Below are 14,475 nucleotides of genomic sequence, written 5' to 3' on the forward strand. Positions count from 1 at the left end.
TCTCTTACTGACTAAATTCCTTCCTAATATACCGCTATAAAATTCACTATCTTTATGATTCGTCTATTTTTATCTGCATGTCAACTATGTAATAGATGAAACTTGCTGATGTTGATGCGAAGCCTCTCGAGAATTGTAAATTAACTGGGCTGCATGGCCGCGGCATTATTGCCTCCTATCTTGAACTCCCGCTATATGGGTACTGATAAATCAGACCATTGGGTTAAAGTTTGTCTGATTTAGGGTCACCATATTTGATTACCTATGGTGAGTTTGATAGAGTTTTTCCAGTGCAGGGATTGCTTATGTATCAAATTAGTTTGTTGAGGTTGGCACAGCGCGAGTTGTTTAAATTACCTGTAGGCATTCAGGCGGCTCTGATTAAAGCTATGGATGAGTTAGAGGCTTATGGTCATGAGTTGCGGGAGCCAGAGGTGCGGGATATTGGGCGCGGGCTAAAGGAATTGCGGGTTAGTGCTAGAGAGGGGGGCGGGCGTGGTTTTTTCTTTTACCACCTGGGTTGGCAGGTTTACATCATTCATATCTTACAAAAGAAGACGCAAAAGACCCCAAGGCGAACACTGATGTTGGCTTATCAGCGGATGAAGGAAATCAAACGGAGATTGCAACCATGAAAAAACAAGATGACTTTGACATTATTTCTTTTGCTGAGGTTAAAACAGATGCTTTAAATCATCCTCAGGTCAAAGAAGCTTACACAGACTTGCAGATTCGCGACGCCATGATGACTGAGCTGAAAGCTGCCCGTCAGCAATGTAATTTAACACAAGAGGAAGTGGCGCAACGAGCAGGGCTGAAAAAACAAAATATCAGCCGTATGGAGAAAGGTATCATTTCTCCCAACCTCACCACGTTGAGCCGTTACGCAGCAGCATTAGGTGGGACTTTTGTTTTCAAATTCAACCAAAAGCCCCATTGTGTCAGTAAGAAATAGGGGATATCCCTCACTCTGTGTATCACTGAATAAAGTGGTCACTTTGCTGCATTTTTAGCGAGCGTTTTTAACCGTTCTCTAATCGCCGTTACCGCTAGGGCGCGGTTATCCGCAAGATAGCGGTCTTTGGCGGCCGGTGCAGAACTTTGAATCGCAATTAAAGACCACGCGTCGCCATTTTTTAGTAATAGTGGGGAACCACTGTCACCTGGCAAGGTATCGCATTGGTGTGAAAGTACGCCCTGTTGTGCCCACCCGGTAACCAGACAGTCTTCATGGCTGTATAAAGTTTCAAGATGATCAAGGGGATAACCCGCTTGAGTTATTTTACGATTAACCAATTTAAGCGCTTGTGTCAGCTCACTTGAGGTTCCATCCCAAAGCGGTAACGGCTTAATCGGGATAGGCTTTGTGTTAGTTAACCGAATAAGTGCAAAATCATAAGCGGCGGCGGCGGGTGGAACTATCCAACCATCGCCATCAGGTTTAAGTTTTTTACCTAATTTGGCATCAACCAGCGTTTCCAGTCGGGTAATCTGGTACTTCCAATGACCATCATGAGAAATAAAACGTAAGGCAACAGCGCGATCAATTTTCCCCGGTGGGGTAAGAACGCAATGGCCTGCGGTGAGCGCCAGACGAGGGGAGATTAACGTTGCTGTGCAAAGGTTGCCACTGGTTGTTTCAACTTGCCCAATGGCTTGCCACGGCCACTCCGTACTATTTGTTATCGCTGTACGGTCATCTTTCCCGAAGAACAACGTGGTTTGATCCGCAATGCTGCTTTCATCATTCGGCTTGTCAGTGGGGGGAAGGGCTAAAGCCATAGAGATGGAAAGTGGCAACAGACTCAATAGTAATAATGAAGATAAACGCATAAATAATTAGCCTTGCCTTTATTTACTGACCAAAGGTTATCCATTAACACACCTGAGACCTGCTGATTAGACGACCAATCACGGCTCTACTAGCGCTAACTATAGACATAATAAGTTGTGTCATATGTTGTCAGTAATTGATTTTTCGATAATTTTAGAGCGCTATCGGCTGTTGGTACTATAAATAAAAGAATAATGTGATCAGACCGCAAATAACTAATATGGCTAAAGTGATTTCAAATAAATAATGGCGCAGCATTATCAGCACTCCTAATAAAAAACACCCGGTAAACCGGGTGTCGAGTGAATCGCTGTTGCAGGTCAATCGTGAGAGCCTGTTGTAGCTTTCACAAGTTAAATGCTGCCGCTATTTGGTCACTGGCACTGCGGTTGGAGCTGACTTACTGTGTGTCGCTTTTTTATGGTGTTTTTTGGCTGCCTGTGCTTTTTGCACCGGGGCTGCTTTATCCATTTTTTTCATCGAATCAGATTTTTTAGCTTTCTTGTGGTGCATGGTTTTAGCCGGTGCACTATGAGCTACAGGTGCTGTAACAACGGGTGCTGCCGGTGGTGCAACGGTGTCGGCGGCTATTGCTATAGATGATACACCCAAGGTTGCAGCAACAATCAGAGCTAATACTGTTTTCATAATTTATTCCTCAGTGTTCTGTTTGTATATCGGCCCCGTTGGGTCGTTATAAAGAGAGTAGAGGAAATATATACTGGCTTCCGTGAGTCATTGGTTTCGGCTTGTAACCGATTGTACAACGGCAATAAACCAGATAAATAACCGACTAAATCACTTATTTTAGTTACAACATACATATAGCCTTTTAATAAACTTATCGTCTTATGTAACATCAACGTCGCTTGATAGTGGGGATGTAATTTGAGTTATGCAGGGAGAAGGCACCCAACCCTAATGAGAGGTTAGGCGCAGACTAACACGCAATAAATTACAAATAGCGCCGCTCTAAATGTTGGCGGAAATAGCGAGGGTTAAGTGTTTCACCGGTAGCCTTGGTAATTAATTCTGCGGTTGAGTAACGACTGCCATGCTGCCAGATATTCTGTTGTAACCAGGTGAATAGGGCGCTGAGATCGCCACTAGCGATACTTTTATCCAGCCCCGGCATAGCATCACGGGCAGTTTGGAACAGTTGCGCTGCATACATTGCACCCAATGTATACGTTGGGAAATAGCCAAAAGCACCATCGGTCCAATGGATATCTTGCATACATCCGTTACGGTAATTACCCTCAGTATTAATACCGAGGTATTGCTGCATTTTCTCATTCCACAGCATAGGGATATCATCTACTTCGATTTCACCACTGATCAACGCTTTTTCGATTTCATACCGCAATATAACATGGGCAGGATAGCTCACTTCATCGGCATCAACTCGAATAAAACCCGTTTTAACCCGTTGATTGAGAGCTATGAAGTTCTGTTGCGCAAAAGCGGGTTGATCCCCAAATTGGTTTGCTACCAGTGGGCGGATCACTTGTAAGAATTCATTACTGCGTGCTAATTGCATCTCAAACAGTAAGCTTTGGGACTCATGGATGGCGGTTGACCGTGCATGGGAAATGGGTTGCCCTAACCATTCACGTGGTAGATTTTGCTCATAACGGGCATGGCCTGTTTCATGCACAATACCCATTAATGAACTGAGAAATTCTTGTTCGTTATAACGAGTTGTAATGCGTACGTCTTGAGGAACACCACCGCAGAACGGATGTACACTGACATCGACCCGCCCGCCGTCAAAGTCAAAACCGAGTACTTTCATCACTTGTAACCCAAGCTGACGCTGTTTTTCCACGTCAAAAGTGCCCTGTGGTATCAGGCAGTTTTCATTGGCTTGTTTAGCCGTCACTTTTTGTAATAGGTCAGGTAGCCATTGCTTAAGATCACCAAATATACGGTCTAAATCGGCACTGTTAGTCCCTGGTTCATAGAGATTAAGTAATGCGTCATAACCCGATATACCAGCCGCCTGAGAACGTATCGAGGCTTCTTCACGGCTGAGTTTGACCACTTCCCGCAAGTTCTTTGCAAAACCATGCCAATCATTAGCGATACGCTGTTGCCGCCATGCATGCTCACATCGCGCCCCTGCCAGTGATTTAGCTTCTACCAGTGCTTCTGGCAGCAGGACTGCATTGTCATAATGGCGACGCATTTCGCATAAATTTGCCTGCTCAATATCATCAAGTGTTTCTTGCTCAGCTTGTTTTAACCATTCACCAACCTGGTTGGCCGTTAATATCTGGTGTTGTAAGACATTCAGCTCCGCCATCGCTTCTGAACGGGCAAGGTTACCTTTCACTGGCATCATAGTCTGCATATCCCATCCGGCAATAGCCGACAGGTGTTCGAAACGTGCAAGCCGGGTAAAGGTTGTACGCAGGTGGTGGTAAGCAGTGGTCATAAAACACTCCAAAGTAAAAGTTAGTGCTTAATCTTGAGCAACGGACAGTGAGTAAAGGCTTTTTACCGGCCAACAGAAACGGAAACTGGCACCGCCTAATGAACTGGCATCGACGGAGATACTGCCTTGATAAGCCAGTGCGATGGAGTGAACAATCGCCAAGCCCAAGCCACAGCCTCCCGTTGCCCGGTCGCGGCTGGGATCGAGGCGAACAAAAGGCTCAAAAACGCGTGCGCGCTCTTCCAAAGGGATACCAGGCCCATCATCTTCAACTTGCAAGCAGGCGTTGTCACCATCAAACCATAATCCGATACGCAGTCGTTGAGTGGAATAGCGTAGCGCGTTATTAACCAGATTATCTAATACGCGCTCCATCAGACGCAGGTCAACAGCACCAAAGTCACCGCGATGGGGGATATCGAGTTCGATTTCCCGATCACTATGGATTAAGCGCATATCCACGACTTTTGCTGTTAACCAAGCGGGTAGGTCGATGGGTTCCAGATTAAGGGAAACCTGCGGGCGGTCCAATCGAGCGTAGGTCAGTAACTCATCAATCAGTGCTTCTAACTGGCCAATATCATGATTTAAAGCCAATTGTTCACTTTCTGTCAGGTTGTCACTCATCGCTAAACGATAGCGTAAACGCACGAGCGGTGTGCGGAGTTCATGAGCAATACCATCAATGAGTAATTTCTTGCTAACAATCAGAGTATTGATATTGTCAGCCATTTGATTAAACGCTACGCCTAAGCGGTTTAAACTGGACGTAGGATCAAAATGGGTTCGCTCGTCAAGATAGCCAGCCCCCAGTCGCTGAGCCGCATTCTCCAGTTTCAGTAGGTCTTTCCAGTGCGGGCGCATCCACAAGAATACTGGCAGCGCTAAGGACATACCAATCAGGATTAATAAGGCCAAGTCGAGCAGGCGCATTTGATGCAAATAAAATAAATAGGGGACTGGGCCGACAGCAAGAACGTAGTGACTGCGTGGGATACGTTGCAGGAAAGTATATTCATCATCTAACGCAATAATTTCACCGGCGCGCAGGCGTTTATTCAAACGCTCGCCGAGATCCCGTTTATCGAGAGGTTCTATATGCAACTGAAAGGAAAGATTTAAGTCCAGTGTAGCAATGGTTTTATTCCAATCCTTCAGGGGAATTTCCCGCAATTCACTGCGCATCAACGAAAGTGAACTTTTCATCAGGTCATCTAATGACTGCCTGCCAGCACGCTCTGCGGTGACTTTGTAAACCAAGCCAACCAGCATCGCCATCACCATAAAACAGACGAACAGCAATAAGAAAAACTGAATAAATAGCTTCCTCATTGTTGCACGGACTCCCAGGCATTGGGGGCGAATAAATAGCCTTTATTACGCACGGTTTTGATGCGAAATGGCTCGAAAGCATTGTCATAGAGTTTGCGCCGCAAACGCGAGATGGCAACGTCTATACTGCGGTCCATGCCGTCGTAGCTGACGCCGCGTAAATTTTTCAGTAGCGCTTCACGGTCCATTATTATTCCTGCATGGGTAGCTAACTCCCATAACAAATCAAAATCAGACGTGGATAATGTTATCTCTTCATCATTAAGATTAACTTGGCGGTTTACCGGATCGATACAGAGTAAGCCGAAATGAATCGCATTATGACCGGTAAATGGCGGACTAATGATCTCTTTGCTTTGTTGCTGATTATGCTGGCGAAGATGTAGCCGTAGGCGTGCTAGCAGTACTGCGGGTGGTGTGGTTTTGAGAATATAGTCATTTGCGCCCATTTCAAGCGACAGAATATGGTTCATATCACTGTCAAGCGAGGTCAGTAGCACAATCGGCCCCTCATAAACCGGCCGCAAATCACGACACAGCGTCATGCCATCTTTTCCTGGCAACATGATATCAAGCAATACCAAGTCCGGTTGTTGTTGTTCAATCACCGCCTGGGCCGTATCGCCACGGGGTTCTACAAACACATCAATGTCATGCTTACCCAGATAGGCAGCAATCAATTTTCCGACTTCCGGGTCGTCTTCCACAAAAACAATTTTGGTCATGTTTTTCAGTTTATAAAGGTGCCAGAATTCAGCATAGCGCGCAGTTGACAGCAATACTATGCATGTTATTTATTCCGCTTATCATTAATGCTGATGAGTGATTGCTAGACAACAGGTAAATCATTTCATTATATTAATAAAAGTGATTATATCGTCATCTCTATTTTGTTGCGCCTATCGTTTATATATCAATACTTACGATTAATGAATAGCTGTATCGATCAGCTGAGGACTGAGGGATGAGTGGCGAACACATTGGTGCGCCAGCGCACAGTGAAAAGGTTTGTTTCAATTACACGGAATTTTTAGCCGCATCATGCAAAAAACGGTGGAGTTTTATCGATGCGATTTATGGTGTTATGCCGATATTTGGCATGGTAGTAAAATCGCAGACTGAATCGGAAAAAACACCGCAAGAGCGGCTTAAAGCATTGGCCTTACAGGTATTATCTACCCAGCTTAATGACCAAACCAATATTGTTCGCTTGATTCGGCTAGCCGAACAACAGGGCATTACGGTGTTGGATATCCAGTTGCCTTACCCTTTGGATACTGATCAACTCGGTGAGATTAAACAAAAATTGCCGGAATCGATAAAATTAAACCAGCAGGGGGAGTGTTTATCGGTGGATTTGGCGGGAGCAGCTAATCATTAGTTAACAGACGATACTCAAACGGGCAAACTGAGGTAACGCGGTCAGCCCATTTGAGATCTTATTTTTCGCCGCTTTTATTCGGGCTTAATGCATCGCGAGCCAGGTTGCTGGAATAGTTGCAATCAACACCAGGCAGATAGCCGCTCGCTCCACGGTATTGAGTAATTTCAGCCCTTCATGCCCTTTGCGCGCATAAATAAATACCAATAATCCTGGGGCATATAACAGAACGGACAACAGCAGGTACACTAATCCGGCAGCATAAATTAACCACAAACCATACAAGCACGCGCCACTGGCAGCAACAATCAAACGCCAGTCATGACGCTTTAAGGCGACTTTAAATAAGAAGGCTCCCACGAGGAAATAGGGTACCAGAATCATTTCTGACGCAATTGTTAGTAAGGTATTGTAGTTGCTACCCGTCAGCCAAATCAGAATCAGAGCCACCTGTACTGCGCAGTTGGTTAACCACAAAGATTGTGCCGGTGCATTGTTTTTATTCTGATGGCGGAACATTTTGGGAAAAGCCCCGTGCTTAGCTGCAACCATCGGCACTTCAGCAGCCATAATGGTCCAGCTAAGATAAGCGCCACACACAGAAATAATGAGCCCAGTGGCAATGATGACTTCCCCCCAAGGGCCAATCATCTCGACCATAATTCCAGCCATCGACGGATTACGCATGCCTGCTAACTCAGCCCGCGGCACTACGCCAAGAGACAATAGGGTAATGAGCAAATAAACGCACAGGGCAGAAAGTACGGCTAACATGGTTGCCCGACCCACATCTTTTTTATTGCGTGCGCGGGCCGAAACAACGACTGCGCCTTCCACACCAATAAAGACCCAGAGCGTTATTAGCATGGTGTCCTTAACCTGCTGCCAGACCGGGGTATGCAGCGCGACACCACTAAAATCAAAACTGAAAGTATCAAGGCTGAATGCAAGTCCCGCCAACACAATAAAACCACCGATAGGCAGCAGTTTTGCCAAGGTGGCGGCCAGGTTAATACTGGCGGCGGTTTGGACACCGCGCAGAACCAGTGCATGCACCAACCATAGCAGGAAGGAGGCTCCCAGCAATGCCTGCCAAGTATTCCCTTCACCGAAGATAATGTGACCCGATTTATCAGTAAAGAAGCTTAATGCAGCAAAAACAATTACTAAGTAAGAGACATTAGCAATAACGGCGCATAGCCAGTAACCCCAGGCTGAGAAAAAACCGATAAGATCACCAAAGCCTTCTTTGGCATAGGTGAATATTCCGCCATCGAGATCAGGGCGCAAACGCGTCAGTAACAGCATGGCAAACGCCAGGAAGATGATCCCCACGCCGGTAATACTCCAGCCGATAAGCAGTGCCGCAGGGCTGGCAACTTCTGCCATATTTTGCGGTAAGCTGAAGACACCCGCTCCCAGCATTGAGCTAAGGACCAGCGCGGTTAACGCAGTCAGGCCGAGTTTTTTTTCCAATTATGGATCCTGGTTTTGAAAGTATTAATGAATGGTTACTGACTTGTAAGCAGCATTATATGAGGAAAGATTATCGATAATTGACAGATAATAGCCCCAAATTTTTGGGGAGATTTTACGGAGTGGAACGCGATCATGCAATGATTGGTTATGCGATTTGGGCAAAAAATTATTCAGTCCGTACCAATAAGAAGCAGGACAACAGCAGACACATAAAAAAAGGCAGCACGGAGCTGCCCTTACAGTAACGATTTAAGCAAACTTATTTGAACAAGTCAGCGCTAACACTCAGGTTACCACCACTTTGGTTCTGCCACTGGCGAGTCACATGGTAATACTTCGCACCTTTTGCCGCAGCACGTTTAGCCACTTCATGAGATACGTCAGTCATGCTGTTGTAGTGACCGCTAAAGGTAATAGAATCAAACGGCACCATCTGTGCGGCTGTCGTGTTATTCAGCTCCTGAATTTGAGTACCATCATTCAGGGTGACAGTGTAACGTTTACCGGTTGATGATTGCGTTTCGAAGAAACGGCCCACATCAGCACTTGGCGTACCTGAAGAGGCAACACCTGGGATTTCAACGTTGGCAGCAGCTGCGCCACCGGCAGCCAGTGCCGCACGACCAGCATCAGAATCGGCAGGAATAACATCCGGGCTCTGGACAACACGTTTTGCCGCATCTGCTTTATAAACATATGCCGTAACAAACTGGTTGCCGCCTTGGTTTGCATCAACCTGACGTACGATAAAGAAGGAGTAAGCCCCTTTCTCTTTTGCCGCTTTTGAAATGGCATCGTTGATATCAGGCTGGCTGCGGAAGAAGCCACTAACAGAAACGGTATCATAAGGCTGAAGCGCGTAGGCTTCTGCTTTTGGCAATTCTTTCACATCATTAAAGACGCGATACTGGGTTTCTTTGCTCACTTCCGCGGCATCGTTATGATAAACATCGGCCGTTACACGCCAGTTGCCGCCATTATTGTTGCTGTTGATATCCTGAATATAGAAGGAGTCTGCACCCAATTTGTCAGCACGGCGGGATACCGCATCCGCTGCTTCATTTATTGCATTAAATCGGCCAGTAATAGTAATGCGATCAAATGGCTTAATGGCTGCTGCTTGCTCAGGCGCGAGTTCTTTTGCCGCTTGTGCAGCAGAAAGCGCGGTGAGTGATAGCAATGCCGATGCGATGATCGTGTATTTCAGCTTCATAAAAAATCCTTTCGCCTTGCGCATTAACGTTGATACGTGCGGAACAATTGATGTGTAACAGAATAGCAGATGATTATTACATGTAATAATGGCGGGTGTCTCAGCAATTTATATGACTTAGTATATCAATTCTGAAGATTAGCCCGCCGGTACTTTACAGCAATAATAGGGATAAGCTTTACGAATAATTGCTTTAACGTCATAAGTGCTGATTATTTACATTTTGCTAACCTGATGCCGCGCCATTACTGGGCTGCCTCATTATTGTCCGGCTTGTTATTTTGGTGCAAAGTTGCAGGACAAGCCGCTAGTAAATATTATTTTTGTAGTGAATTATAGAGAGTTCTTTCCGCCTGCCAGTTTTAGTGCAAAAACTGCACCAGAAGCACACACAGATATGGATCATCAGTCACATTTTCAGTAGGTTATAGGGAGCTGTAGCAAAGCAGGTTTATCAGTAACCAAATAGAACTGAAGCATACCCAAATTAGTGGGTGTTGCCGGTAGGCTGCAAGCAAACGAATCTCACGTCAGTGGTTCGGGTGAGTGTAAGTCGCTAACGTCCCAGCAACGCCGAGTAAGATGGATATGGCAATACTCATCATCAAAGACAGGTAAAAAGGGAACATTATGCGTATTGGTGTACCAAAAGAGCGGTTGGCCAATGAAGCCCGTGTTGCAGCAACGCCGAAAACGGTGGAACAACTGCTGAAATTAGGCTTCACCGTGGCGATTGAAAGTGGAGCTGGTCACTTAGCCAGCTTCGACGATGCGGCGTACCAGGAAGCGGGTGCCACCATTACGGATACCACCGATGTGTGGCAATCCGACCTTATCCTCAAAGTGAATGCGCCCCTTGAGGAAGAAATTAGCCTGATGCGTGCTGGGAGTACGTTAGCCAGTTTTATCTGGCCAGCTCAAAACCCGGAATTACTGCAAAAGTTAGCGGAGCGTCAGGTAACCGTATTGGCCATGGATTCAGTGCCGCGCATATCTCGCGCGCAATCGATGGATGCGCTCAGTTCAATGGCCAATATAGCCGGCTATCGTGCCATTGTTGAAGCTGCCCATGAATTTGGTCGCTTCTTCACTGGGCAAATTACGGCCGCGGGTAAAGTTCCACCGGCGAAAGTGGTAATTATCGGGGCTGGGGTTGCAGGTTTGGCAGCCATCGGGGCGGCAGGGAGTATGGGTGCTATCGTGCGTGCATTCGACACCCGCCCAGAAGTAAAAGAACAAGTTCAGAGTATGGGTGCTGAATTCCTTGAGCTGGACTTTGAGGAAGAAGCGGGCAGTGGTGATGGTTACGCCAAAGTGATGTCTGACGCTTTTATCAAAGCCGAGATGGCACTGTTTGCCGCTCAAGCTGCTGAAGTGGACATCATTGTTACCACTGCACTGATTCCGGGTAAACCTGCTCCTCGGTTGATCACCAAAGAGATGGTGGCATCCATGAAGTCGGGCAGTGTGATTGTTGACCTGGCCGCGCAAACCGGTGGTAACTGTGAACTGACCGTCGCCGATAAAGTGACAGTGACAGACAATGGCGTAAAAATTATCGGCTATACCGATCTACCCAGCCGTTTACCCACACAGTCATCGCAACTTTACGGAACCAACTTGGTTAACTTGCTGAAACTACTCTGTAAAGAGAAAAATGGTGAGATAGATATTGATTTCGAAGATACCGTGATTCGCGGTGTAACCGTGGTCAAAACCGGTGAAATAACGTGGCCAGCGCCGCCTATTCAGGTATCAGCACAGCCTCAGGCGGCTAAAGCTGAACCTATTGTGAAAGAAGACGCCAAGCCTAGCTCGCCATGGCCGAAATACATCATTATGGCACTGGTCGTTGTGTTGTTTGGCTGGTTAGCAAATGTTGCTCCGAAAGAGTTTTTATCTCACTTTACGGTCTTTGCACTGGCGTGCGTAGTGGGTTATTACGTGGTGTGGAACGTCAGCCATGCACTACATACACCTTTAATGTCAGTCACTAACGCCATTTCAGGCATTATTGTCGTCGGTGCATTATTGCAGATTGGCCATGGCGGTTGGGTAAGCTTCTTATCCTTTATTGCCGTACTGATTGCCAGTATCAACATTTTTGGTGGCTTTACGGTCACCCAGCGCATGCTGAAAATGTTCCGTAAAAACTGAGTGGTATAAAACTCGGTGGGTATAAAAATAATGTCACACAAAAATATAGGGGTAACTGATGTCTAGTGGTCTCGTTACAGCTGCGTACATAGTTGCTGCGATTTTATTTATTTTCAGTTTGGCTGGGCTGTCGCGCCACGAAACATCCAAACAAGGTAACACTTTCGGTGTGACCGGTATGGCCATCGCGCTTATCGCCACCATCCTTGGGCCGGATTCAGGTAATGTTGCCTGGATCATCATTGCCATGGTGATTGGTGGCGCAATTGGTATCTATCTGGCGAAGAAAGTCGAAATGACTGAAATGCCAGAACTGGTTGCCATTTTGCACAGTTTCGTCGGTCTGGCAGCCGTTCTGGTTGGCTTTAACAGCTATCTGGATCACGGCCCGGTGGTGATGGACGCGGTGATGGTTAATATCCATCTGACTGAAGTCTTCTTAGGTATTTTTATCGGGGCAGTAACATTCACCGGTTCTATTGTTGCCTTTGGTAAGTTACGCGGGATTATCTCATCCAAACCACTGATGTTGCCACAACGCCATAAGTTGAATCTGGTGGCACTGGTTGTGTCATTCCTGCTGATGATTCTGTTCGTCAAAACCGACAGCGTTAGCTTACAAGTGGTCGCGTTGTTATTGATGACGGTGATTGCTTTGGGCTTTGGCTGGCACTTGGTGGCATCTATCGGTGGTGCTGACATGCCGGTTGTGGTCTCAATGCTGAACTCCTACTCCGGTTGGGCTGCGGCTGCGGCAGGTTTCATGTTGAGCAATGACCTGTTGATTGTAACGGGTGCCTTGGTCGGTTCTTCCGGTGCTATTCTGTCTTACATCATGTGTAAAGCGATGAATCGCTCATTTATCAGTGTGATCGCCGGTGGCTTTGGTACTGATGGTTCTTCAACCGGTAATGCTGAAGAAATGGGTGAATACCGTGAAACCACGGCTGAAGAAGTGGCTGACCTGCTGAAAAATGCTAGCTCAGTTATCATCACTCCGGGTTATGGCATGGCAGTGGCACAGGCACAATACCCCGTCGCTGAGATTACTGCAAAACTACAAGCGCGGGGCATCAAAGTCCGCTTTGGTATTCACCCGGTAGCTGGGCGTTTGCCAGGTCATATGAACGTGTTATTGGCTGAAGCCAAGGTCCCTTATGACGTAGTGCTGGAAATGGATGAAATCAATGATGATTTCCCAAGTACTGATGTCGTGTTGGTGATTGGTGCCAACGATACGGTTAACCCAGCAGCACTGGAAGACCCGCGTAGTCCGATTGCCGGCATGCCGGTGTTGGAAGTATGGAAAGCGCAAAGTGTTATTGCCTTTAAACGTTCAATGAATACCGGTTATGCTGGCGTGCAAAACCCATTGTTCTTTAAAGAAAATACCCAAATGTTGTTTGGCGATGCTAAAGACAGCGTAGAAGCAATTTTACGCGCATTGTAATTCGTTATTACGAATCGCAGATCAAGGGCCACCTATTCGGTGGCCCTTCTTTTTGATTTAATCAATGGGTGATGTCAGACAAGGGTTATTCAATCTCTTCCAGATCTTCATGGCCTTCTATCGGACAGGTAAATCCTTCGGGTTTAATTGCCAGTAAGTCACACTTAAGATGGTCGATCACATGTTCGGTAGTATTCCCAATAAAGGCGGCAGATAGCCCAGTACGCCCCAAGGTACCCAGAACAACCACCCCAGCCCGCAAGTGTTCAGCCAAATCAGGGATAACCTCTTCAGGGAGACCTTTTTCAACATGGGTGAATTTTTCATCAATGCCAAATTGCTGGCGTAATGCTTTCATCGCAACCAAATGCTGACCACGAATGGCATCGTTATAGACGCTCGGGTCAAAATCAGGCAATTCAATGGCGATATTAATCGGGGTTACCGGGTAGGCGCTGATCAGATGCACTGGCGTTTGATTGACATGTTCGGCTAACTCTCTGGTCTCTTTGACCAAACGGAGATTTAGTGGGTCATGGAGTGGATCTTCACTTGAGAGGTTAACGGCCACCAGCGCTGTGGCGCCTTCCGGCCAAGGTTGGTCTTTCACCATCCAGACTGGGCATGGGCACTTACGCAATAAATGCCAGTCGGTTGGGGTAAAGATAATCGACTCCAGGCGGTCGTGTTGATGCGCCATTTTTAACAACAAATCGTGCTTGGCGTTCAGGATTTCCTGAATAATGGCCTCATAGGGCCGATTATGCCATACCACTTTGATTTCAATTGGAATACCGGCATCAAGATAAAAGCGGCATTGCTCGCTTATCCATGCGGAACGTTGGCTGATAACCCCTTTACGCATTGCGGTACGCTCATCAGGCGACAGCAGGGTGGTCATATCATATGACAGATCATAAATAGCCAAAAATGCTTTGATTGTGCCGCCATTGCGCTGCACAAGGTAAACTGCACGTCTTAGTGCAGGTTGATCATCCTGATTGGGGTCAATAGCAACCAGAATATTCTGATACTTTGCCATAGAGTCTCCTTACAAACGTGAATTAACAGTATGTTAGTTAAAGAGTAAACCATGAAAGGGAAACAGGATAGGTGGCTGGGAGAAGCAGACCAATAAATTTTCAAGTTGCAGATTTGCTGACGGCTTGTGTTACTCGGTCGATCCTCAGAC

General features: G+C 46.5%; 15 protein-coding genes. 6 read left to right on the forward strand and 9 right to left on the reverse strand.

Annotated features, from left to right (window positions below):
* Positions 1 to 320: 320 nt before the first annotated feature.
* Together A6J66_005225 and A6J66_005230 are read left to right on the forward strand one after the other, a co-directional pair.
* A complete protein-coding gene (locus tag A6J66_005225) occupies positions 321 to 635 on the forward strand; it encodes a hypothetical protein (protein ID PNM26901.1) in 315 nt (104 codons plus the stop codon).
* Positions 632 to 955, forward strand: coding sequence for an XRE family transcriptional regulator (locus A6J66_005230; GenBank protein ID PNM23650.1), 324 nt, complete (start codon positions 632 to 634; stop codon positions 953 to 955). The genes A6J66_005225 and A6J66_005230 overlap by 4 nt, the downstream gene beginning before the upstream one ends.
* A gap of 38 nt (positions 956 to 993) precedes the next feature.
* Here the strand turns inward: A6J66_005230 and A6J66_005235 are convergent, their stop codons facing one another.
* From A6J66_005235 to A6J66_005260, 6 genes are all read right to left on the reverse strand, one after another.
* Positions 994 to 1,833, reverse strand: a complete 840-nt coding sequence (locus tag A6J66_005235) for a serine protease (protein PNM23651.1) — start codon at positions 1,831 to 1,833, stop codon at positions 994 to 996.
* A gap of 367 nt (positions 1,834 to 2,200) precedes the next feature.
* Complete coding sequence (locus tag A6J66_005240) at positions 2,201 to 2,482, reverse strand: acid-shock protein (GenBank protein ID PNM23652.1); 282 nt, start codon at positions 2,480 to 2,482, stop codon at positions 2,201 to 2,203.
* Positions 2,479 to 2,694 carry a hypothetical protein gene (locus A6J66_005245; GenBank protein ID PNM23653.1) on the reverse strand — a complete coding sequence of 72 codons (216 nt, stop codon included), beginning with the start codon at positions 2,692 to 2,694 and terminating at the stop codon, positions 2,479 to 2,481. Before A6J66_005245 ends, A6J66_005240 begins: the two co-directional genes overlap by 4 nt.
* 95 nt (positions 2,695 to 2,789) lie before the next feature.
* The gene (locus A6J66_005250; protein ID PNM23654.1) at positions 2,790 to 4,283 is read right to left on the reverse strand and encodes a carboxypeptidase M32; all 1,494 of its coding nucleotides are present in this window, start codon (positions 4,281 to 4,283) and stop codon (positions 2,790 to 2,792) included.
* A 15-nt stretch (positions 4,284 to 4,298) separates the two neighbouring features.
* Entirely contained in the window at positions 4,299 to 5,603 is a 1,305-nt protein-coding gene (locus tag A6J66_005255) for a two-component system sensor histidine kinase RstB (GenBank protein ID PNM23655.1), read from the reverse strand.
* A complete protein-coding gene (locus A6J66_005260) occupies positions 5,600 to 6,328 on the reverse strand; it encodes a two-component system response regulator RstA (protein ID PNM26902.1) in 729 nt (242 codons plus the stop codon). Before A6J66_005260 ends, A6J66_005255 begins: the two co-directional genes overlap by 4 nt.
* A gap of 239 nt (positions 6,329 to 6,567) precedes the next feature.
* Between A6J66_005260 and A6J66_005265 the strand changes: the two genes are divergently transcribed.
* On the forward strand, positions 6,568 to 6,984 hold the full coding sequence (locus A6J66_005265; protein PNM23656.1) for a hypothetical protein: 417 nt from the start codon (positions 6,568 to 6,570) through the stop codon (positions 6,982 to 6,984).
* 84 nt (positions 6,985 to 7,068) lie between these two features.
* Here A6J66_005265 and A6J66_005270 read toward each other — a convergent pair whose 3' ends face one another.
* Positions 7,069 to 8,460 carry an amino acid permease gene (locus A6J66_005270; GenBank protein ID PNM23657.1) on the reverse strand — a complete coding sequence of 464 codons (1,392 nt, stop codon included), beginning with the start codon at positions 8,458 to 8,460 and terminating at the stop codon, positions 7,069 to 7,071.
* Positions 8,461 to 8,722: 262 nt separating this feature from the next.
* On the reverse strand, positions 8,723 to 9,676 hold the full coding sequence (locus tag A6J66_005275; protein ID PNM23658.1) for a DUF1471 domain-containing protein: 954 nt from the start codon (positions 9,674 to 9,676) through the stop codon (positions 8,723 to 8,725).
* A 244-nt stretch (positions 9,677 to 9,920) separates the two neighbouring features.
* Here A6J66_005275 and A6J66_005280 point away from each other — a divergent pair, with 244 nt between their 5' ends.
* The 3 genes from A6J66_005280 (at position 9,921) to A6J66_005290 (ending at position 13,283) form a co-directional block, all read left to right on the forward strand.
* Complete coding sequence (locus A6J66_005280; protein ID PNM23659.1) at positions 9,921 to 10,100, forward strand: hypothetical protein; 180 nt, start codon at positions 9,921 to 9,923, stop codon at positions 10,098 to 10,100.
* Positions 10,101 to 10,306: 206 nt separating this feature from the next.
* A complete protein-coding gene (gene pntA / locus A6J66_005285) occupies positions 10,307 to 11,833 on the forward strand; it encodes an NAD(P)(+) transhydrogenase (Re/Si-specific) subunit alpha (protein ID PNM23660.1) in 1,527 nt (508 codons plus the stop codon).
* A 58-nt stretch (positions 11,834 to 11,891) separates the two neighbouring features.
* Positions 11,892 to 13,283, forward strand: a complete 1,392-nt coding sequence (locus A6J66_005290; protein PNM23661.1) for an NAD(P)(+) transhydrogenase (Re/Si-specific) subunit beta — start codon at positions 11,892 to 11,894, stop codon at positions 13,281 to 13,283.
* Between the two features lie 85 nt (positions 13,284 to 13,368).
* On the opposite strand, the gene A6J66_005295 is transcribed toward A6J66_005290, so the two are convergent.
* Entirely contained in the window at positions 13,369 to 14,325 is a 957-nt protein-coding gene (locus A6J66_005295; protein ID PNM23662.1) for a universal stress protein UspE, read from the reverse strand.
* Positions 14,326 to 14,475 lie beyond the last annotated feature (150 nt).

Origin of the sequence: Yersinia enterocolitica (assembly GCA_002082245.2) — a bacterium.
Taxonomy (GTDB): domain Bacteria; phylum Pseudomonadota; class Gammaproteobacteria; order Enterobacterales; family Enterobacteriaceae; genus Yersinia; species Yersinia enterocolitica_E.